Genomic DNA, 19894 nt, shown 5'->3' on the forward strand with positions numbered 1-19894 from the left:
GGCTAGTGGGGCCGCGGGTTTGCGGCTAGCAGGGCGCGATGCAGCGTTCTCCGATTCTAGGCACGCGCGGGTCGCCGCTGGCCCTTGTTCAAGCGCACAAGGTCGCATCGGCGTTGGAGGTCGCGAACCGCTGGACCGCCGACTTCGTGCAGGTCCAGGTGGTCGAAACGACCGGCGACAAGGTCCAGGACCGGCCTCTCGCCGAGATCGGCGGAAAGCAGCTCTGGACCAAGGAATTGGACCGCGCGCTGATGGACGGCAAGGTCGACTTCTGCGTCCATTCCCTGAAGGACGTCGAAGCGATCCGGCCGCGCGAAATCAGCATCGCAGCAGTCCGGCCGCGCGGCGATGTCCAGGACCGGCTGATCGGCGCGGACTCCGTCGATGCGCTTCCCAGCGGTGCAACGGTCGGGACCTCCTCGCCCCGTCGCAAGGCGCAGCTGCTGTCGCTTCGGCCCGACCTCAACATCGTTCCACTGCGGGGTAACGTGCAAACGCGCCTCGCCAAGCTCGATGCGGGGGAAGTGCAGGCCACATTGCTTGCCGGAGCCGGATTGCGGAGGCTCGGAATGGGCGGCGTCGGCACGCCGATCCCGCTCGAAGTCATGCTTCCTGCGCCGACCCAGGCAGTGATCGCCATCGAATGCCGCGCCGATGATGCGATGACCGCATCGATGCTGACGATCATCGACGACCGGACGACCCACACCTTGATCCGGGCCGAGCGTGCCTTCACAGCCGAGTTGGGCGGCAGTTGTCATTCGCCGGTCGCCGCCTTTGCAGAGATCGTCGACGGGAAAATCCGGCTGCGCGCGCAAGTCCTGTCGGAAGACGGCCGCGAGCAGGTCCGGGACGAAGCTCTGTTTGAATGCGACGATCCGGATGGCCCGCGGCGGCTCGCGCGGGCAATGCTGGGCGAGGCGCCGGAGTCGATCCGCTCGCTGTTCAGGGCCGGATGAGGCGGCTTTTCGTCTTCCGCCCTGAGCCTGCCTCACGGCAAACGATCGTCAAGGCGCAGGCACTGGGTCTGGATGCGATTCCCGTTCCCTTATTCGAGCTGGAGGCCCTGAACTGGTCTCCGCCCAATCCGCACGATTTCGACGGGCTGCTGCTGACCAGCGCCAACACGGTGAAAATGGCCGGCGACCGGCTCGATCGCTTTCGTACCTTGCCAGTGCACGCGGTGGGCGAAGGCACGGCTGTGGCGGCCCAGGTCGCCGGATTGGGGATCGCGACGGTGGGTAGCGGCGGAGTCGACGTGCTCCTGGCCGAGGTCGATCCGTCGGCGCGGCTCCTGCATCTTTGCGGTGAGGATCGCCGCGAGCCTGAGGTGAATGGGCGGACGATAGTTTCCTTACCCATCTATCGCGCGGCCGAGAAAACTTCGGTCGACGGAATCGGAGACCTTTCCGGACAGGTCGCGGTGCTGCATTCGCCGCGCGCTGCCCGAAGGCTGGCCGATCTGGTCGAAGCTGCAGACCGCGCGACGATCCGGATCGCGGCGATCAGCGAGGCGACGGCGGCGGCGGCCGGCGACGGCTGGGAAGAATTAAAGGTGGCCACTTCTCCAAATGACGCGGAGCTTCTGGCCCTCGCCGCCCGGCTGTGCGAAAGTTGAACGCAGGAATGGCAACTGCATCGAACAGGGCGGGGACGGGCTGGGGTACCCGATTCCTGATTGGATTGGCCCTCGTCATTGCCGGTGCGGCAGGCGCGGCATGGGGGCTGGCGCGTTTCGACGGTGCCGCGCGCTTCCTTGGCGTCGCGCCCAAACCGGTCGTGGTCGCGGCTCCGAAGGCAGCGGCAATCCCCCCGGCTCCGGCGCAGGACGAAATCGCGCCTCAAGCGAAAGAGGAAATCAACCAGCTCGAGAATCGTCTGGAGCGGGTCGAGACTGCCGCCGAACGTGTCGAAGGGTCCGCTGGGCGTGCGGACGCGCTGCTGATCGCATTCGCAGCACGGCGGGCGGTCGATCGCGGGGTTGCGCTGGGCTACCTCGAGCCGCTGCTTCTCGACCGCTTCGGCCAGACTCACGCCCGGGCCGTGGCGACCATCGTCACCGGCTCGCACTCGCCAGTCCGGCTCAGCGACCTGACGGAGCAATATCGCGCGCTTGGGCCCGAGCTCCGCGCAGCCGCGCCCGACGAAAGCTTTTGGGCGCAGTTCAGGCGCGAACTCGGCTCCATCATCGAGATCCGCCACGCCGATCGGCCTTCCACCCAGGCCGACGCCCGCTATGCCAAGGCTCTCGCCCACCTGCAGGACGGCGAAGTCGACCAGGCCCTGGCGGAGACCATGCGGCTGCCCGGAGCGGCAAACGCGCAGGACTGGATCCGGCAGGCCCGGCAATATGTCGCTGTCCACCGCGCGCTTGACGAGATCGAATCGGGCGCCCTTCTCGCAAAAAGCCAGCCGACAACGCTGTAGAGGGTTGGCAAATCCCTCCGCGGATGCGATTCCTTATCCTACGCCGGGTGGAACAGCCTGCGTTCAGCAATCGACGCTAAGCTGCTGGCGACACGGGATTTTGGTGGGGGAGACGCGCCGTCATGACGTCACACTGGCTTAGCCTTGGCTTGGCAATCGTTGCGCTTGGTCAGTCGGGCTCCAGCACGATTGCGCAGGCCACTCCAGCGGCGGCGCTTCCGGCACCGCGTGCGATCCCGGCTGCGTCCGCCCACGCACCCAAGTACCTGGCCGATCGCATCGATGACCTCGGCAAAGGCTTCAACGGCCGGGTTGGCATTGCCGTGCGCTCCGTCGACGAAGGCTGGAGCACATCCTACAACGGCAACGAGCTGAACCCGCAGCAAAGCGTCAGCAAATTGTGGGTCGCGATCACCGCATTGGATGCGGTCGACCGGGGTCGGGTCAGCCTCAACGACAACGTCACCATGTCCCGAACCGATCTGACGCTCTTCCATCAGCCGATCGCGGCGAAGATCCTCGGTGGCGGAACGACGGTTTCGCTGGGCGACCTGATGTTCCAGGCGCTGACCAAGAGCGACAATACCTGCAACGACAAGCTGATGCGCTCGGTCGGCGGGCCCGAAGCCGTGAGGGCCATGCTGCGCGCCAAGGGTCTCGAAGGGATTCGCTTCTATGACGGCGAGCGCTCGCTTCAGAGCCGCATCGCCGGCCTGACGTGGAGCCCGAGCTATTCGATCGGCAATGCCTTCTATGAGGCCCGCAACGCCCTCCCGATGTCCATCCGCAAGGCGGCGTTCAATCGCTATGTCGACGACCCGTACGACGGCGCGTCGGCGAACGGGATCACCTTCGCCCTGGCCAAGCTGAAGCGCGGCGAGCTGCTGTCCCCGCCATCGACGGCGCGGCTGCTGCGAATCATGAGCCAGACCTCGACGGGGCCGAACCGCCTCAAGGGCGGGCTCAAGCCGGGTTGGTCGCTCAGCCACAAGACCGGCACCGGCCAGATCCTCGGCGCCTACCAGGCAGGCTATAACGACATCGGCATCCTGACCGCGCCGGACGGACGCAGCTATTCGGTCGCGGTGATGATCAAGAAGACGTCGGTGCCGCTGCAGGTCCGCATGACTCTGATGAACAATGTCGTCCGAGCCACGATCGCGCAGCACGAAATGCGCTTCAGCCCGGTGGCATCGCTTTAGCACGTCGAGAAGTGCTGGAGCGGGCGAAGGGATTCGAACCCTCGACCCCAACCTTGGCAAGGTTGTGCTCTACCCCTGAGCTACGCCCGCTCTGAGCTTAAGCCGCATCAGCCGGTTGGCTGCTCCGCGACAGGGTGGCGGGCGCCTAGCATGGGCCAGATGATTCCCGCAAGGGCTCATCCCAAGCTTTCCATCATGCTTGTGGCGAGCGCCTCGCCCGACCATATGGAGCGCTTCCTCGGCGACGGCAACGGAGAAGGATGAGCGTGGCGACCCTCGGCATGAGCGAAGCGGAACGCGAGGCGGTCGAACGCCTGAAGCGGGACGTCATCGATCCGTCGATGGACAGCATCGTGCTGCTCGACTTCTGGGCGGAGTGGTGCGGCCCCTGCAAGCAGCTGTCCCCCATCCTCGAGAAGATCGCGGCCGATTACGCCGACAAGGGCGTCAAGCTGGTCAAGATCGACGTCGATGCAGACAAGTTGATCGCCTCCCAGTTCCAGATCCAGTCGATCCCGACCGTCTATGCCTTCTTCAAGGGGCAGCCTGTCGCCGACATCACCAATTACCGCAGCGAAGGGCAGCTGAAGCGCGTCCTTGACCAGTTGATTACGCAGCTAAGTGTCAAGGGCGCAGCCGCGGAGCAGAAGGCCGAGATCGAGCCGTTGATCGCGATGGGCGAGCAAGTGCTGGGCGAGGGCGATGCGCCACGCGCCGTCTCCATCTTCCGCCAGATTCATGAGATGGCGCCGGAGGATCCCTCGGTGATCGGCGGTCTCGCCCGGGCTCTCTTGGCGAGCGGCGATGTCGACGGTGCTCGCGAAGTGATCGACGCCGCCACGGCCGAAGCAGCGACACATGCAGATGTCTGCCGAGCCCGCGCCGCTCTCGAGCTCTCGCAGGCGGCGCCGGAGTCCGACACGTCCGAGCTCGAAGCGCGGATCGCGTCCAATCCCGACGATCTCGATGCCCGGTTCGAGCTTGCCGGTGCGAAGATGGCGTCGGGCGATCGCGATGCCGCCGCGGATGCCCTCCTCGCCATCATCGAGCGTGACCGCGACTGGAACGAAGGCGCCGCCCGGGCGCGCCTTCTGCAACTGATCGAGGCGCAGGGCATTGAAGATCCATGGGCCCGCACTCAGCGGCGGAGGTTGTCCGCCGTCCTCTTTACGTGAGTGCGAAGCGGCCGATGAGGCTGCCGATCTTTCCCTTGCCGGGCGCGATCCTGTTCCCGCGTTCCCAGCTTCCGCTGCACATCTTCGAGCCTCGCTATCGGGAGATGGTCCGCGACGTTCTCGATGGCCCGGGCCGGATTGGGATGATCCAGCCCCATGCCTCCGAGAATGAAGGCGCGCCGCTTTATCCCATCGGCTGCGTCGGTGAGATCGTCGGCGTCGAAGAAATGGATGACGGTCGCTTCAACATCATCCTCCACGGCTGGAATCGCTTTCGGATGATTGCCGAAGCCGACCTCGAAACCGCTTATCGCAATGCCGATGTCGACACGGACGTGTTCGACGACGAGGAGCCGCCGCCACTGTCGCTGACCCTGCGGGCCGAAGTGGAGCGCGAGGCGCGCCGGCTGGGCGACGCCATGCGCCTGACTGTCGACTGGCAGGCGGTTCGCCGCCTCGACGACGAAATGCTGGTGAACGCCATTGCCCAGGTCGCCCCGTTCGATGTCGGCGCAAAGCAGGCGTTGCTCGAAGCGGCGACGCTCGACGATCGCGCCGATCTGCTCGTTCAATTGATGCAGTTCCAGCGCGCTGCGGTCAGCGGCGCCGAGATCCAGCCGACGCTTCAATAATCAGATCGGTAGTCCGCGAAGGAGCAATGGAAGCTCGCCGCTTGTGCCGCGGGCTTCGCTCATCAGGCGATTCTTGATCGGACCCAAGCGGTCGATTACGCCCATGCCGAAGCGGCGAACCGCCGAAGCCGTCTTCCCCGGAATGCCATAAACCCGCGTCAGGCTGTCGGTCGCGACTGCCACGGACAATGCGTCCAGCGATCGCCAGCGCTGATAACGCTCCAGCAATTGCCGGTCGCCGAGGTCGAGGCCGAGACGCGATCCTTCCACAAGAACCTGCGCCAAAGCCGCCGCGTCGCGGAAGCCGAGATTGAGGCCCTGCCCCGCGATCGGATGAACGGCGTGCGCCGCATCGCCAACCAGCGCGAGTCGCTGATCGATCATCCGCGCCGAATGATGGAAGCCTAGCGGATAAGTCGAACGGGGCGCGGCCAGTTCGATCTTGCCGAGAAAGCCGCCCATCGTCGCCTGCGCTTCGCCCGCGAACTGCTCGTCGCTGAGCGACATCCATCCCGCCGCATCGTCCTTTGGGACGGACCAGACGATCGCCGAGCGATGACTTCCGCCCTCGTCGGTCATGGGCAGCAGCGCGAACGGGCCGGTCGGGTAGAAGATCTCGTAGGCAATATTGCCGTGCGGTCGCTCGTGGCGGAGCGTGGAGACGACCGCCATGTGGTCATACTTCCAGCGCGCAATCGGAATCCCCGCTTCTTCCCGCATCGGCGAATTGCGGCCGTCGACGGCCGCGAGGACTGGGGCGCAAAGCCTCCGCCCGTCTTCCAGTGACACGACGACGCCGTGAGCCTCGCGCTCGACGGTGCGCGGCCTCGAATTCCACAGCAGCCAGAGATTGCGGCCGGCCTCCGCCCGCGCCTGCAGCGCAGCGCGCAGATGACGATTCTCGTGCATGACACCGAGTGGCTCGTCATCCTCCGGCTCGAAGGCGAGTCCACCAGGTTGAAGGCCGTCGGCGACCTGGATCGTCCGAATCGGGCAGCCTGGCTCCGGCAGATACTCCAGCACGCCGGTTGTTTCGAGCATTCGGACCGAGCTTGAGGATACGGCGCTGGTGCGGCCGTCGAACGCCTGCGTGGTTCGCACCGAAGGGTCTGCGGGGTCGATCAAAATTGCCGAAAGGCCGCTGGAATCGAGCGCCGACGCCAGCGCGAGACCGACGGGCCCGCCACCCAGGATGAGAACGTCCGCGCGGTCCATAGCGGTGTGCACTAACCTTCCGTCGCATCGGCGCCAAGGCATCGCTTGACCGAGGACTCGCCAAAGATGCATTCTACCCAAGGATTTGGGTGGGGATGGATTAATGGCGACCGCGGCCGTGCGGACCCATAAACGGGAGCTTGAGCCTCATTGGCGCGACGCCTTGCGTGCGTCGGTCAAGCGTCTCGCCGTTCGCACCTGGGGTGCGATGCTGTTCGGGCTGGCCGTCGCGACGGCGCTGGCACTCGCCACCCACAACACGACGGACCCGTCTTTCAGCACTGCCGCAGGTGGGCCGCCATCGAACTGGATCGGAAGCTTCGGCGCCTATGCGAGCGACGCCTTGCTGCTGCTGTTCGGCATGGGGTCGGTCTTCTTCATCCCGGTCATCGCGCTTGCTGGCATCCGCTTGATGAGGCTCGAGCCGACCGGTCGGATCGTTCGCGCCCTGTTGGTCGCAGCCGCGGGCGCGATCCTGATCGGGGTCGCCCTCAGCCTGACCAGCGCTTCAGCGGTTTCCGGTCTTCCCGGCGGGTGGGGCGGAGCGATTGGCCTGGGTGCGGCCTATGGCGTCGATTCCGCCATCGGCCTCATCCAGAATCCGGCCATTGCAGGCCCTGTCCGCCTGATTGCGCTTGTGCTTTTCGGGCTGGCCGGATTGCTGCTCGGCTATCTGTCGGTCGGGTTGCAGCAGACCGAGAAGGCATGGGTCGCCGGGATCTTCCGTCGCGATCCTCGGCCCAAGATCGCTGCACCGCGACGGACCACCGAAATCGCCGAGGAGCGTCCCGCAAGCGCCGCTCCGCCCAAGTCTCGGCCGGCGGTCGCGGTTGCGGAGCCGCCGAAGCCGGTGGTCGCGGCCCAATCTCGGGGAAGCAAGCGGCCTGCCGCCGCGCAGCAGAGCCTGGCGCTTGGCGACAATTACCAGCTTCCGGCGATCGACCTGCTCGCCGCGGCGCCCGAAAAAGGTAGCTCAAAGATCGACCGCGCCGGGCTTGAGCGCAACGCGCGACTGCTGGAGAGCGTGCTTGAGGACTTCCACGTCCGTGGCGACATCGTTGAGGTTCGCCCCGGTCCCGTGGTCACCATGTACGAGCTTGAGCCGGCGAGCGGGATCAAGGCCAGCCGGGTCATCCAGCTCGCCGACGACATCGCCCGCAACATGTCTGCATTGTCCGCACGCGTCGCGACCATTCCCGGCCGCAGCGTGATCGGCATCGAGCTTCCCAATCCGAAGCGCGAGACGGTCAGCCTGTCCGAGCTGGTCGGCAGCCAGGCATTCGAAGACCAGAACATGTCGCTGCCCTTGATCCTCGGCAAGAATATCGCCGGCGATCCGGTCATCGCCGACTTGGCGCCGATGCCGCATTTGCTCGTCGCGGGCACCACCGGCTCGGGCAAGTCGGTTGGCCTCAACTGCATGATCTTATCGCTGCTCTACCGGATGACTCCGGAAGAGTGCCGGATGATCATGATCGACCCGAAGATGCTGGAGCTCAGCATCTACGACGACATCCCGCATTTGCTTTCGCCTGTGGTCACCGAGCCGGGCAAGGCGATCCGTGCGCTCAAGTGGACGGTCGAGCAGATGGAGGAGCGCTATCGGATGATGGCGAACCTCGGCGTCCGTGCACTGCCGAGCTTCAACCAGAAGGTTCGCGAGGCGAAGACCAAGGGCTCCAAGCTCGGCCGACGCGTTCAGACCGGCTACGACGCCAGCAGCGGCCAGCCCCTCTATGAAGTCGAGGAACTGGAATACGAGGTCTTGCCGCAGATCGTCGTCGTCGTGGACGAGCTCGCCGACCTCATGATGACCGCCGGTAAGGAGGTCGAGTTCCTCATCCAGCGCCTCGCCCAGAAAGCGCGCGCGGCCGGCATCCACCTGATCATGGCGACGCAGCGGCCATCGGTCGACGTCATCACCGGCGTCATCAAGGCCAATTTGCCGACCCGCATCAGCTTCCAGGTGACCAGCAAGATCGACAGCCGCACCATCCTCGGCGAGCAGGGCGCCGAGCAGCTGCTCGGCAAGGGCGACATGCTCTACATGCCGGGCGGCAAGCAGATCATCCGCGTCCACGGCCCCTTCGTCAGCGACGAGGAGGTCCGCGCGGTCGCGGAGCATTGGCGCAAGCAGGGCGTGCCCGACTACATCCAGGCGGTCACCGAAGAACCGGAAGACGGCGGCTATCTGTTCGATGGCCAGCCGAGCGGCGAGGACGATGCGGAGACCCAGCTGTTCCGCAAGGCGGTCCAGATCGTCGCCGAAAGCCAGAAGGCTTCGACCTCGTACCTCCAGCGCCAGCTGCGCGTCGGCTACAACAGCGCGGCGAGGCTAATCGAGCGGATGGAGAAGGAAGGCCTTGTCGGCCAACCCGACCACGTCGGCCGCCGCGAAGTGCTGATCGATCCGGACGGGCACCCGATCTGATCGTTTCTGAACCTGAACGCGCGGGAACCGGCGGGTTCAGTCGGCATTCAATGGGCGATTGCCAGACCGGCCGAAAATTCCCAGGAGTTCACGAATGACATTCCCGACAAATTTCGCACGCGCCTTGGCGCCGATCGCGATTGTCGCTGCCGCGGTTCCTGCTCAGGCGCAGAGCGGCGACATCGCCAAGGTCGAGGCGCACCTGTCCGCCGTCCAGTCGATGACGGCCAACTTCACCCAGACGGATTCGAAGAACCGCGTCGCTCGCGGGACACTTCAGCTGAAGCGTCCGGGCCGCATCCGCTTTCAGTACCAGGGCAACGACATCCTGCTGGTCGGCAACGGCAACAAGCTGACGTTCGTCGACTATGAAGTGGGCCAGAAGAACAGCTGGGACCTCAACAAGACCCCGCTCGGCATCCTGCTGTCCGCGAACCCGGACATCCGCCGCATCACGACAATCGTTCCGCAGGCGGATCCCCGCATCCTGCTCGTTCGGGCCCGCGACGCCCGGCGGCCCGAGTTCGGGACGCTGCTGCTGGCGTTCGTTCGCAATCCGTCGGCGCCGGGCGGCCTGCTGCTCGAAGGCTGGACCGCGATCGACGCACAGAACAAGAAGACGACGATCAAGCTGGACAACCAGCGCTACAATGTCGCGGTCCCCGAAAGTGCGTTTTCGTACGCGGAACCCAAAAAACGCAGGTGACAGAAAAAGCGTAGCAATCTAAAACTGTTCATCGGCGCGTCAGGTTAGCCCTGCTAAACGACACGTCGATCCTGCGACGCCTGGGGTTTCCCCCTGTTACCCACGGCCCGCTAGATCCCTTGCGTGACGAACGCTTGGTCGGCCCTCGCTCCATGCCCCCGGAGCGGGGGCCTTTCCTTTGCGTGAAGTGCAGAACGGGCTAAGCGCGACACCGTGTCCAAGACCATCAAGATCGCCTCCTGGAACGTGAACTCCGTCCGAGCGCGGCTCGGCATCGTCGAGCGCCTGCTGCGCGAGGAAAAGCCGGATGTCCTTTGCCTCCAGGAAACGAAAGTCACGGACGATATCTTCCCGGCCGATCTGTTCAGGAAGCAAGGCTACGTGCACCGCGTCCTCAGGGGCCAGAAGATGCACCATGGCGTGGCGATCCTGTCCAGGGTGGAGCTTCGCGATTCCGGAAGCCATGACTGGCAGGACAACGGTGAGGCAAGGCACGTCGGAGTCAGGCTTCCGTGCGGCCTCAGGCTGGAGAACGTCTACGTCCCAGCGGGCGGCGACATCCCCGACCGGACCGTCAATCCGAAGTTCGGCCAAAAGCTCGACTTTATCGAACGCATGACCCGCTGGTCCGATGGCCTGCGCGAACCGACGCTGATCGTCGGCGACTTCAATGTCGCTCCGCTCGAGTGCGACGTGTGGAGCCACAAGGCCCTGCTCGATGTCGTCAGCCACACGCCCATCGAGGTCGATGCCTTGAGCCGCCTCCAGCAGGCTCACGGCTGGGTCGACATCGGTCGCCGCTTCGTCCCCGCGCCGGAGCGCAACTTCACTTGGTGGAGCTACCGCTCGCCCGACCATACCAAGAACGACCGCGGACGCCGCCTCGACCACATGTGGGTGTCGCCGGGTGCGTCGGAGCGCGTCCTGGCGCATCGGGTGCTCGAACCGTGCCGGAGCTGGGAACGCCCGTCGGACCATGTGCCGCTGATCTGCGAGATCGCCATTTGAGCCGCGAGCACGCGGTCGAACGGGCGATCGCGGCGCTGCGAACCGGACGCGCCGTCACTATCGAGGGTGACGAGCCGCTTTCGTTCGTGTCGATCGAGACGGCGACCTCCGAAGCTCTCAAGACTCTCGATCCCAAGGCCAAGGCGCAATTGCTTCTGAGCGGAAGACGGGCGGCGGCCCTGTCACTCGCTAATGAGCGCGACGCCGCGGACCCCGCCGAGCCGGTTCTTCTCGCAAGGGAGTCATGGCTCGACGGAAAAGCCGCTCTCACACTCGCCGACCCGGCACAGGATTTCGCGCGGGCTCCGATCGGTCCGCTGCACCCTCTGCCTATTGATACTGCGGACAGCGCGAAGGCAGCGCTTGCCTTGACCCGCGCGGCCGGGCTCCTGCCTGCGGCGTGGGTAGTCCAGGCGAACGATGGAGCGGTGGCGATCGCGCTCGATCAGCTCACCAACGAGAACCTCCGGCCCGAGGTGACACTTCTGTCGCGCGCGCGCCTGCCACTCGAAGACATGCCGGACACGCAGATCTTCGCCTTCCGCGGGTCGGACGATGGCCAGGAGCATGTGGCGCTGCTGGTTGGCGCCTTTGGCGGAAAGCCGCCGCTGGTTCGCCTGCACAGCGAGTGCCTGACCGGCGACGTGTTCGGCTCGCTGAAATGCGACTGCGGACCGCAGCTGAAGGAGGCGCTCCGCCTCATCGGCGAGTCCGGCGGCGGCGTGCTTCTTTACCTCCGGCAGGAGGGGCGCGGAATCGGCCTCGCCAACAAGCTTCGCGCCTATGCGCTGCAGGATCGCGGACTCGACACCGTCGACGCCAACCTGAGGCTCGGCTTTTCCGATGACGAGCGTGAATATGCCCATGCCGCCGCCATCCTGCGTCAGCTCGGGATCGACGAGGTGAGGCTGCTGACCAACAACCCGAACAAGGTCGCGGCGCTGGAAGCGGAAGGCATCAGGGTCGCGGAGCGCGTTGCGCACCACATGCCGGCCAATCCTCACAATGCCGATTATCTTGACGTGAAGCGCTCGAAGAGCGGCCACCTGGCTTAGCCGGCGAGCCCCACAAAGGTCGCCAGTCCGAGGAAGGCGAGGAAGCCGAGCGAGTCGGTCATCATCGTCACGAATATGCTGCTGGCCACCGCCGGGTCGGCGCCCGCCCGCTCCAGCGCCAGCGGTATCAGGGAGCCGGCCAGCCCGGCGACGAGAATGTTGAACAGCATGGCGGCCGCAATGACCGCACCGAGCTGGACGCTTCCCAGCACAAGAGTCACGCCGACACCGATCAGCAAGGCAATGGTCAGGCCGTTCAGCATCGCCACCCGGAGTTCGCGGCCAACCGCGCGCCAGCGATTCGAACCGGTCAGCTGGTTGGTTGCGATCGCGCGGACTGTCACTGCCAGCGTCTGCGTTCCGGCATTCCCGCCGACGCCCGCAACGATCGGCATCAGCACCGCAAGGATCGCCAGCCGCTCGATCGAATGCTCGAACTGCCGGATGATGAAAGCCGCGACGAGAGCCGTGAGCAGGTTGGCGACCAGCCAACGGACGCGCGCCTTGTAGCTTTCAGTGACCGGCTCGTTGATGTCGCCTTCGTCGCCCGCACCGGAGAGCAGCAGGACGTCCTCGCTCGCTTCTTCCTGGATGATGTGAATGATGTCGTCGACAGTGATCATGCCGACCAACCGCTCGCTGTCGTCGACGACTGCGGCGGACACGAGCGCGTATTTTTGGAAGCGGAGCGCCACGTCTTCCTGATCCATATCCACCGGGATCAGCGTCTGCTCACGTGCCATGATATCGCCGACCAGCGTCGAGCGCGGGCTGCGCAGGATCGTCGACAGCTTACAGGTGCCCACTGGGTGGTGGTTCGGCGAGACGACGAACACTTCCCAGAAATCGTCCGGAAGGTCGGCCTCGGACCGCAAATAATCGATGACCTGCCCGACCTTCCAATGTTCGGGGACAGCGCAAAGATCGCGCTGCATCAGGCGGCCGGCGGATTCTTCCGGATAACTGAGCGCTTCTTCGACCGCAGCGCGGTCGTCCGGCTCCATCTTCTCGAGGACGGCCTGCTGGTCTTCCTCGTCGAGATCCTCGATCAGGGCGACCGCGTCGTCGGTCTCCATCTGGCCCGCGAGGTCGGCGACCTGCTGCGGCTCCATCTCGTCGATCAGGTCTTCGCGGACGAAGTCGTTCAGCTCCGACAGGACGTCCGGGCTGATGATCCCGGCCAGCGCCTTGACCAGCCCCTCGCGCTCGTCACGACGCGCAAGCTCGATCAGGTCGGCGACGTCGGCCGGGTGAAGCGGCTGCACGAGCCGCCGCGCGGTCTCGTCATCGCCAATCTCGACGGCGTCGAGCACTTCTTCGACGAATTCCGGCCGCAGCCGATCCTCATCGTCGATCGGTGCCTGAGCCTTGGGCTCGGGGGCCGCGGTGGCGATGTTCTCGCTCTCGCTCATGCCTTGGACCCCCAGCTCAACCCGTGCCCGCCGTCCTATTGCCGCGCCTGCACTGGCGCAACCCGCCTGGGCCGCCTAAATCGCCGCCCAGCACCTTTCCAGACCGGAGCCAGCGCAATGTCCGATAACGAACGCCTCGTCTTTCATCTCTCCAGCGGCGGCGATGTCGTCATCAAGCTTCGTCCCGACCTCGCCCCCGGTCACGTCGAGCGCATCAAGGAGCTCGCGAAGAGCGGCTTTTACGACGGCGTTCCCTTTCATCGCGTGATTCCGGGTTTCATGGCTCAGGGCGGTGATCCCACCGGCCGCGGCACCGGCGGATCTGACCTGCCGAACCTCCGCGCCGAGTTCAGCCGCGAGCCGCACGTTCGCGGAGTCTGTTCGATGGCCCGTACGCAAGACCCGAACAGCGCCAACAGCCAGTTCTTCATCTGCTTCGACGATGCCCGCTTCCTCGACAACCAGTACACCGTCTGGGGCGAGGTCGAGAGCGGCATGGAATATGTCGATGCGCTTCCCAAGGGCGAGCCGCCGGCCAACCCCGGCAAGATCGAAAAGGCCGAAATCCGCGAGGCGGCTTGAAGCATGGCGCCGCGGCCAGTCACGCTGATTACCGGCGCATCGGCTGGCCTCGGAGTCGAGTTCGCGAAGCAATGCGCCGCGCGGGGGGATGAGGTCGTCCTTGTCGCCCGCCGCAAGGATCGCCTGAACCAACTTGCGGCTGAGCTCGGCAAGGCGCATGTGATCGCCGCCGACCTTGCCAAGCCGAAGGCGCCCGCCGAGCTGCTAAAGGAGATCAGGTCCCGCGACCTGTGGGTCCGCACATTGATCAACAATGCGGGCTTCGGGCTGCGCGGCCGGTTCGACACATTGCCGCTCGATCGCCAGCTGGAAATGATCGATCTCAACATCCGGTCGCTGACCAATCTCGCCTTCGTCGTGCTCGACGACATGCGGGCGAACGGCGGCGGAGCGATCCTGAACGTGGCCTCGACCGCCGCCTTTCAGCCTGGCCCAAACATGGCCGTTTACTTCGCCACCAAGGCCTACGTCCTCTCATTCACCGAGGCGCTCCACGAGGAGTGGAAGGATCGTGGAATCAAGGTCAGCGCGCTCTGCCCCGGTCCCACGCGAACGGAGTTCGGCGACGTCGCAGGCATCAAGGCACTCGGCAGCTTCGACCGGCTGGCGATGGATGCGGGGCCGGTGGTAAAGGCCGGCCTGGACGGCCTCGAAAGCAATTCGGCCGTCGTCATTCCCGGCATCGCAAACAAGGCTGGCGCGCTGTCGGCCCAGCTTGCCCCGCGGTCGGTCGTTCGCAAAATCGCGGGGTCTTTGAAGTTCTAAGGGGCTTTTCTCCCCGCCGGTGGTTCCCACATTGAACTCTATCCAGTGGCCGTCGTTACGGATACGGCACGAGAGCGGAGGAAGTTGAGTGGCCGAAACCGACACCCTTGAGCGCACCACGGCGCAGCGCGTGCAGGTCGCCAACCTGCCGCCGGCCGACGGTGGACGCGGATTCGCCAGGCTTCCGCTCGACCTGATGAAGTCGCTTGGGATCAACGAAGGCGACGTGATCGAGATCATCGGCAAGCGCACCACGACCGCGCGCTCGCTGCGCCCCTACCCCGACGATGCTGGCCTCGCGATCATCCGCCTTGATGGTTTGCAGCGTTCCAACGCGCGGGTCGGATCCGGCGATTATGTGGAGATCAAGAAGGCGCAGTCGAAGCCTGCAACCCGCGTGGTCTTCGCCCCGGCGCAGGACAATATTCGTCTCCAGGGCTCAGCGAACGCGCTTCAGCGGAGCTTTGCCGGACGGCCTCTCGTCGAGGGTGACGTGGTCGCGACAACCGGTCATCAGCGGATCGATTCGAACATGCCGGAGGAAGTCCGGCAAATGCTGAACGCCCCCGCATTCGCCTTGCAGGAGGTGCGTCTGCAGGTCGTGTCGACCGTGCCGAAGGGCATCGTCCACGTCGACACGAGCACGCAGATCGAGCTGCTTCCTGAGTTTGCCAAAGGCGACGGCGAGCGCCGCGCCGACGTCACCTATGACGACCTCGGCGGCATGCGCGACACCATTGATGCGTTGCGCGAGATGGTCGAGCTTCCCCTACGCCACCCCGAGCTGTTCCAGCGCCTCGGCGTCGATCCGCCCAAAGGCGTCCTGCTCCATGGCCCGCCCGGCACCGGGAAGACACGGCTCGCTCGCGCGGTCGCCAACGAAAGCGATGCCCGTTTCTTCCACATTGCCGGTCCGGAGATCATGGGTTCGGCCTATGGCGAGAGCGAAAAGAAGCTCCGCGAATTGTTCGAGCAGGCGGCCGCCCAGGCGCCTTCCATCATCTTCATCGACGAGATCGATTCCATTGCGCCGAAGCGGAGCCAGGTCACCGGCGAGGCGGAAAAGCGGCTCGTCGCCCAGCTGCTTACGCTGTTGGACGGGCTCGAGCCGCGCCAGAACCTAGTGGTGATCGCCGCGACTAACCGCCCCGAGGCGATCGACGAAGCGCTCCGTCGACCGGGCCGCTTCGATCGTGAGATCGTCGTTGGCGTCCCCGATGAGAAGGGCCGCCGCGAGATCCTCGGCATTCACACGCGGGGCATGCCGCTCAACGCTGACGTCAATCTCGATGAGTTGGCGCGGAACACCTACGGGTTCGTCGGCGCCGATCTTGCCGCGTTGACGCGTGAAGCAGCGCTTGAGGCGGTCCGCCGGATCATGCCCAAGCTCAACCTCGAAGACGACACGATCCCGACCGAGGTCCTCGATGCCCTCTCGGTCGAGCCGAGCGATTTCATCAACGCCCTCAAGCGCGTGCAGCCGTCGGCGATGCGCGAGGTCATGGTCGAAACGCCTTCCGTCAGCTGGGACGACGTCGGCGGACTCGACGCCGCACGCGATCGCCTCAAGGAAGGCGTCGAGCTGCCGCTCAAGCATCCCGAAGCATTCCGCCGCCTCGGCATCCGCCCCGCCAAGGGCTTCCTGCTCTACGGTCCTCCCGGCACCGGCAAGACGTTGCTGGCGAAGGCGACCGCACGCGAAAGCCAGGCGAATTTCATCGCCACCAAGTCGTCCGACTTGCTCAGCAAATGGTACGGCGAAAGCGAACAGCAGATCGCCCGCCTGTTCGCCCGCGCCCGCCAGGTCGCGCCGACCGTCATCTTCATCGACGAGCTCGACAGCCTGGTCCCCGCGCGCGGGGGCGGCTTGGGCGAGCCGCAGGTGACCGAGCGGGTGGTCAACACGATCCTCGCCGAAATGGACGGCCTCGAAGAGCTCAACAATGTCGTCCTGATCGGTGCCACCAACCGCCCGAACCTGATCGACCCGGCGCTGCTCCGCCCCGGTCGCCTGGACGAGCTGATTTATGTCGGCACTCCGGACACAGCCGGGCGCCGCCGCATCCTTGCCATCCACACCGAGGACATGCCGTTGGCCCGCGACGTCGATCTTGAATCGCTTGCTCAGCGGACCGAGCGGTTCACCGGCGCAGACCTCGAGGACCTCGTTCGCCGCGCGGGCCTGACCGCACTCCGGCGCGGGCTCGACGCCGACGAAGTCACGATGGCGGATTTCGAGGCTGCGCTGGCCGACACCCGCGCGTCGGTGACCGCCGAAATGCTGGAGGAATATGACCGCATCCAGGAGACGCTGAAGAGCGAGGCCGTCCGGCCGGGCGGCATCGGTTTCGTCCTTCCGGGAATGCTCCGCTCGCGCGGCGGCGACGGCAAAGGCTCAATGGGCTAGAGGCTGGGGAGCGCCCTCCGCGACCAGAAGGCCAGCGCCAGCAGGAGCAGCGAAGACACCGCGAACGGCAGGTTCGGGTTGACGAGGTAGACCGCCATCCCGAGCGCCGGCGCAGCGACCCAGCTGATGCCGTTCGCCGCGGTAATGAGCCCCGCGACGCCGCCCTGCGCAGCCATGGGCACCGCAAGCGACGCGCCTCCGGTAAACCCCGGGCGTGTGAACCCGAAACCCAGTGAGGCGAGCGCGAACGACAATGTAATGCCGTAAAGGTCGCGCGCCACGATCGCTTCGGCCAGCCCCACAGCGGCGACGATCGAGCCCCAAAAGATCAGCGCCTTCGGTTTCAGGTTCAGCCTCGGAATCAGGCCCCATTGCGCCGCCAGGGTCGCCGAGGCGCCCGCCATCATCACGATCGCGATCGACGCCTCCGACCCGTGCGGCTCCAGGTGAAGCCGGTCGATGACGAAGAAGCCGATGCACGTCAGCGTCGCCGCCTGCGCATGACCCGCGGCGACTCCGGCCACGATCCACGAGCGAACTCGCAAGTCCTTCCAGCTCAGCCTCTTTCCTCTTGGAGACGTCGCCGCGACGACGCTCGCACCGGTCGGAGTCGAGGCGCCGGACGGATAGCTCATTGCTGCGCCCCGCCCGATGCGGCGGCCGTAGCGGTCATTGGGCAGCCACAGCAGGACCGCCACGAAGACCGCGAGCGCAATCAGCGCGAAGGCGAACATCGGCCCCGCAAGTCCAATGACCGGAAGCACGAACAAGGGCGCGATAGCCGGGCCGATGATCGTCCCGAGGCCGAACGAGCTGGACAGGGCCGACAGCGCGGCCACCCGGCCGCTTCGCCGCGTCTTTGCCGCCAGATACGCTTGCGTGGCCGAGGGCGTCGCGCTCCCGAAGGTGCCGTAAATGGCGCGAAAGCAACCGAACAGGAGGAACGTCACTCCGCCGCCGATCGCTCCGATCAGGCCGAGGTGCAGGACGGTCCCGCACAGGACCGTCGAAACGATGAAGCCGGTGAGGCCGAGCAGGGTCAGAGCCTTGCGTCCGTGATGGTCGCTCTTTTCCGCCCAGTACGGCGCGCACACGACCCACAGCACCGCCGACCAGGTGTAGGCGAGCGCGACCCAGAAATCGGAAATGCCGATCTCGCGCCCGATCGCCGGCATCACCGATTGCAGCGCGGTATTGCCCGAAGCAGCGACGAGCATCGCCGCGTAGAGCAGCAGGAAATGCGCGCGCGCCAGCGCGGTCGTCCCGATCTTCTGCCTTCCGGTTTCGTGAAGCACGTCTCGCTCTAGACCCGGAACAGCGGGCGGCAAAACGTCCGAAACGGATCAATCTTGAGGCGCTTATCCCCTTGACGCATGTAAACATAAGCAGTACATATGATGCATGAGCAAGGCACCTACACTCCGCCAGTTCCAAGATCGGTTCCCGACCGAGGATAGCTGTTTAGACCACCTGTTTCAGGTCCGGTACGCCGGGACCGATTGCCCCAAGTGTGGCCGTCCGGTGAAGTACAGCCGCGTGAAGGGCCGCCGCTCGTACCAGTGCCAGTGGTGCGCCAATAACCTGTATCCGACCGCCGGAACGCCGTTCGATCGCACTCGCACGAGCCTCCGCGACTGGTTCTACGTCATGTTCCTGTTCACCACGACGCGGAACGGCGTGGCCGCCAAGAAGGTGCAACGCGACATCGGCGTCACGTACAAGACCGCATGGCGCATGTGCCACGAAGTACGGAAGTACATGGGTATGTTGGACAGCAATGACCCGTTAGGCGGCGTTGGCGAGACGGTCCAGATCGATGAGACGTACATCGGCGGCAAGTCCAAGGCGGACGGTACGAGCCGCATGACCTCCAAGCATGTTGTCATGGGCATGCTGGAGTGCGGCGGCGAACTTATTACCAAGGTCGTTCCGGGCAACAGCAAGCACCAGCTTCTGCCGGTCGTCCAAGAGCATGTGCTTCCCGGCACGACCGTTCATACCGACACGCTGCGCTCGTACATGGGTCTTAAGGACATGGGCTACCGCCACGACAAGGTGAACCACACGTTTGAGTACGTCAGCAAAACCGGTTGCCACACGAACACCATTGAAGGCTTCTGGAACATTCTGAAGCGCGGCATCAATGGTACGCACATTCACGTTAGCGCTAAGCATCTCCCGAAGTACCTTGGGGAGTTTGAGTACCGCTGGAACATGCGGGACGTTCCGCACCTGATGCTCGACCGCCTGATGTTCTCATTCACTCGGTAGATCGAGCGGCAAAACACCCGCCCTCGTAAGATCGTCCAGCTCGCGCCCGAGCAGGTTTTTCGCAACCTCCCCGACACTGCCTCCGTGCAGACCCCGTTTCGCCAGATATTCCAAGCGTGCGTGGGATGGAGCCGAAATCCTGAACTCGACTCGCTTCGACTCGTTGGCATTCCGCTGGCGGCCCATACGGCCTTTTAACCGCTAGTTGTCCGCTATCAAACCGGCAACTGTCCGCTACTTAGCGGTTGCATAAACCTTTAAGTTTGAGTAATGCACAACGTACCAAACAAAAGGGACGGCCCCTCCCGAAAGAGAGACCGTCCCATGCGCGGACCCGGTAGGACTCGAACCTACAACCGTGCGATTACAAGGCGCCCGCTCTACCTATTGAGCTACGGGTCCAAAGTGGGTCAGTCGAAAGGCTGGCCCACTTTTCGTTATGAACGACCTCGGAAATTAGGACAACCGCTAAAGGTTGAAAAAATCACCACTTGAGGCACAATATCTTGTGGATTGTTTCAGCCCCGAGGCGGCTTGTCGCGCTCGCTCGGCTCCGGACTGTTCTCGTCCCGTTCCTTCCGCTTAGGCGGTTCGCCGGAGGCCATA

17 protein-coding genes and 2 tRNA genes are annotated in these 19894 nt (G+C 64.9%); 14 read left to right on the forward strand and 5 right to left on the reverse strand.

The window, feature by feature from the left end; translation table 11 throughout:
- The first annotated feature begins 38 nt into the window (after positions 1–38).
- From hemC to ABD928_RS07960, 4 genes are all read left to right on the forward strand, one after another.
- Positions 39–959: a hydroxymethylbilane synthase gene (gene hemC, locus ABD928_RS07945; RefSeq protein ID WP_345167724.1), complete on the forward strand. Its 921-nt coding sequence runs from the start codon at positions 39–41 to the stop codon at positions 957–959.
- The gene (locus ABD928_RS07950) at positions 956–1618 is read left to right on the forward strand and encodes a uroporphyrinogen-III synthase (protein ID WP_187715595.1); all 663 of its coding nucleotides are present in this window, start codon (positions 956–958) and stop codon (positions 1616–1618) included. The genes hemC and ABD928_RS07950 overlap by 4 nt, the downstream gene beginning before the upstream one ends.
- A gap of 8 nt (positions 1619–1626) precedes the next feature.
- Positions 1627–2427, forward strand: coding sequence for a hypothetical protein (locus tag ABD928_RS07955; RefSeq protein ID WP_345167727.1), 801 nt, complete (start codon positions 1627–1629; stop codon positions 2425–2427).
- 122 nt (positions 2428–2549) lie between these two features.
- A complete protein-coding gene (locus tag ABD928_RS07960; RefSeq protein WP_187715593.1) occupies positions 2550–3629 on the forward strand; it encodes a serine hydrolase in 1080 nt (359 codons plus the stop codon).
- A 15-nt stretch (positions 3630–3644) separates the two neighbouring features.
- On the opposite strand, the gene ABD928_RS07965 is transcribed toward ABD928_RS07960, so the two are convergent.
- A tRNA-Gly gene (locus ABD928_RS07965) sits at positions 3645–3719 on the reverse strand.
- 170 nt (positions 3720–3889) lie between these two features.
- Between ABD928_RS07965 and ABD928_RS07970 the strand changes: the two genes are divergently transcribed.
- The gene (locus ABD928_RS07970; protein ID WP_223276573.1) at positions 3890–4804 is read left to right on the forward strand and encodes a tetratricopeptide repeat protein; all 915 of its coding nucleotides are present in this window, start codon (positions 3890–3892) and stop codon (positions 4802–4804) included.
- A gap of 14 nt (positions 4805–4818) precedes the next feature.
- Positions 4819–5436: an LON peptidase substrate-binding domain-containing protein gene (locus ABD928_RS07975; protein ID WP_187715592.1), complete on the forward strand. Its 618-nt coding sequence runs from the start codon at positions 4819–4821 to the stop codon at positions 5434–5436.
- Here the strand turns inward: ABD928_RS07975 and ABD928_RS07980 are convergent, their stop codons facing one another.
- Entirely contained in the window at positions 5437–6651 is a 1215-nt protein-coding gene (locus ABD928_RS07980; protein ID WP_187715819.1) for a UbiH/UbiF/VisC/COQ6 family ubiquinone biosynthesis hydroxylase, read from the reverse strand.
- Positions 6652–6754: 103 nt separating this feature from the next.
- Here ABD928_RS07980 and ABD928_RS07985 point away from each other — a divergent pair, with 103 nt between their 5' ends.
- From ABD928_RS07985 to ribA, 4 genes are all read left to right on the forward strand, one after another.
- Positions 6755–9082: an FtsK/SpoIIIE family DNA translocase gene (locus tag ABD928_RS07985; RefSeq protein ID WP_187715591.1), complete on the forward strand. Its 2328-nt coding sequence runs from the start codon at positions 6755–6757 to the stop codon at positions 9080–9082.
- A gap of 94 nt (positions 9083–9176) precedes the next feature.
- The gene (locus ABD928_RS07990; RefSeq protein ID WP_187715590.1) at positions 9177–9788 is read left to right on the forward strand and encodes a LolA family protein; all 612 of its coding nucleotides are present in this window, start codon (positions 9177–9179) and stop codon (positions 9786–9788) included.
- Between the two features lie 213 nt (positions 9789–10001).
- Positions 10002–10796, forward strand: a complete 795-nt coding sequence (locus tag ABD928_RS07995; protein WP_187715589.1) for an exodeoxyribonuclease III — start codon at positions 10002–10004, stop codon at positions 10794–10796.
- Positions 10793–11851 carry a GTP cyclohydrolase II gene (gene ribA / locus ABD928_RS08000; protein WP_187715588.1) on the forward strand — a complete coding sequence of 353 codons (1059 nt, stop codon included), beginning with the start codon at positions 10793–10795 and terminating at the stop codon, positions 11849–11851. The genes ABD928_RS07995 and ribA overlap by 4 nt, the downstream gene beginning before the upstream one ends.
- Here the strand turns inward: ribA and mgtE are convergent.
- Entirely contained in the window at positions 11848–13263 is a 1416-nt protein-coding gene (mgtE, locus tag ABD928_RS08005) for a magnesium transporter (RefSeq protein ID WP_345167739.1), read from the reverse strand. The genes ribA and mgtE overlap by 4 nt on opposite strands.
- Positions 13264–13380: 117 nt before the next feature.
- Here mgtE and ABD928_RS08010 point away from each other — a divergent pair, with 117 nt between their 5' ends.
- The 3 genes from ABD928_RS08010 (at position 13381) to ABD928_RS08020 (ending at position 17017) form a co-directional block, all read left to right on the forward strand.
- Positions 13381–13845, forward strand: coding sequence for a peptidylprolyl isomerase (locus ABD928_RS08010; RefSeq protein WP_187715586.1), 465 nt, complete (start codon positions 13381–13383; stop codon positions 13843–13845).
- Positions 13846–13848: 3 nt separating this feature from the next.
- Positions 13849–14610, forward strand: a complete 762-nt coding sequence (locus ABD928_RS08015) for an SDR family NAD(P)-dependent oxidoreductase (protein ID WP_345167744.1) — start codon at positions 13849–13851, stop codon at positions 14608–14610.
- 88 nt (positions 14611–14698) lie between these two features.
- A complete protein-coding gene (locus ABD928_RS08020) occupies positions 14699–17017 on the forward strand; it encodes a CDC48 family AAA ATPase (protein ID WP_345167747.1) in 2319 nt (772 codons plus the stop codon).
- On the opposite strand, the gene ABD928_RS08025 is transcribed toward ABD928_RS08020, so the two are convergent.
- Positions 17014–18312: an MFS transporter gene (locus ABD928_RS08025; protein ID WP_223276571.1), complete on the reverse strand. Its 1299-nt coding sequence runs from the start codon at positions 18310–18312 to the stop codon at positions 17014–17016. The two genes, ABD928_RS08020 and ABD928_RS08025, sit on opposite strands and share 4 nt — an antisense overlap.
- Positions 18313–18418: 106 nt before the next feature.
- Here ABD928_RS08025 and ABD928_RS08030 point away from each other — a divergent pair, with 106 nt between their 5' ends.
- Positions 18419–19288, forward strand: coding sequence for an IS1595 family transposase (locus ABD928_RS08030; RefSeq protein WP_345167752.1), 870 nt, complete (start codon positions 18419–18421; stop codon positions 19286–19288).
- A gap of 329 nt (positions 19289–19617) precedes the next feature.
- Here the strand turns inward: ABD928_RS08030 and ABD928_RS08035 are convergent.
- Positions 19618–19690, reverse strand: a tRNA-Thr gene (locus tag ABD928_RS08035).
- Between the last annotated feature and the right edge of the window lie 204 nt (positions 19691–19894).

This window comes from Sphingomonas daechungensis, assembly GCF_039543105.1.
GTDB lineage: Bacteria > Pseudomonadota > Alphaproteobacteria > Sphingomonadales > Sphingomonadaceae > Sphingomicrobium > Sphingomicrobium daechungense.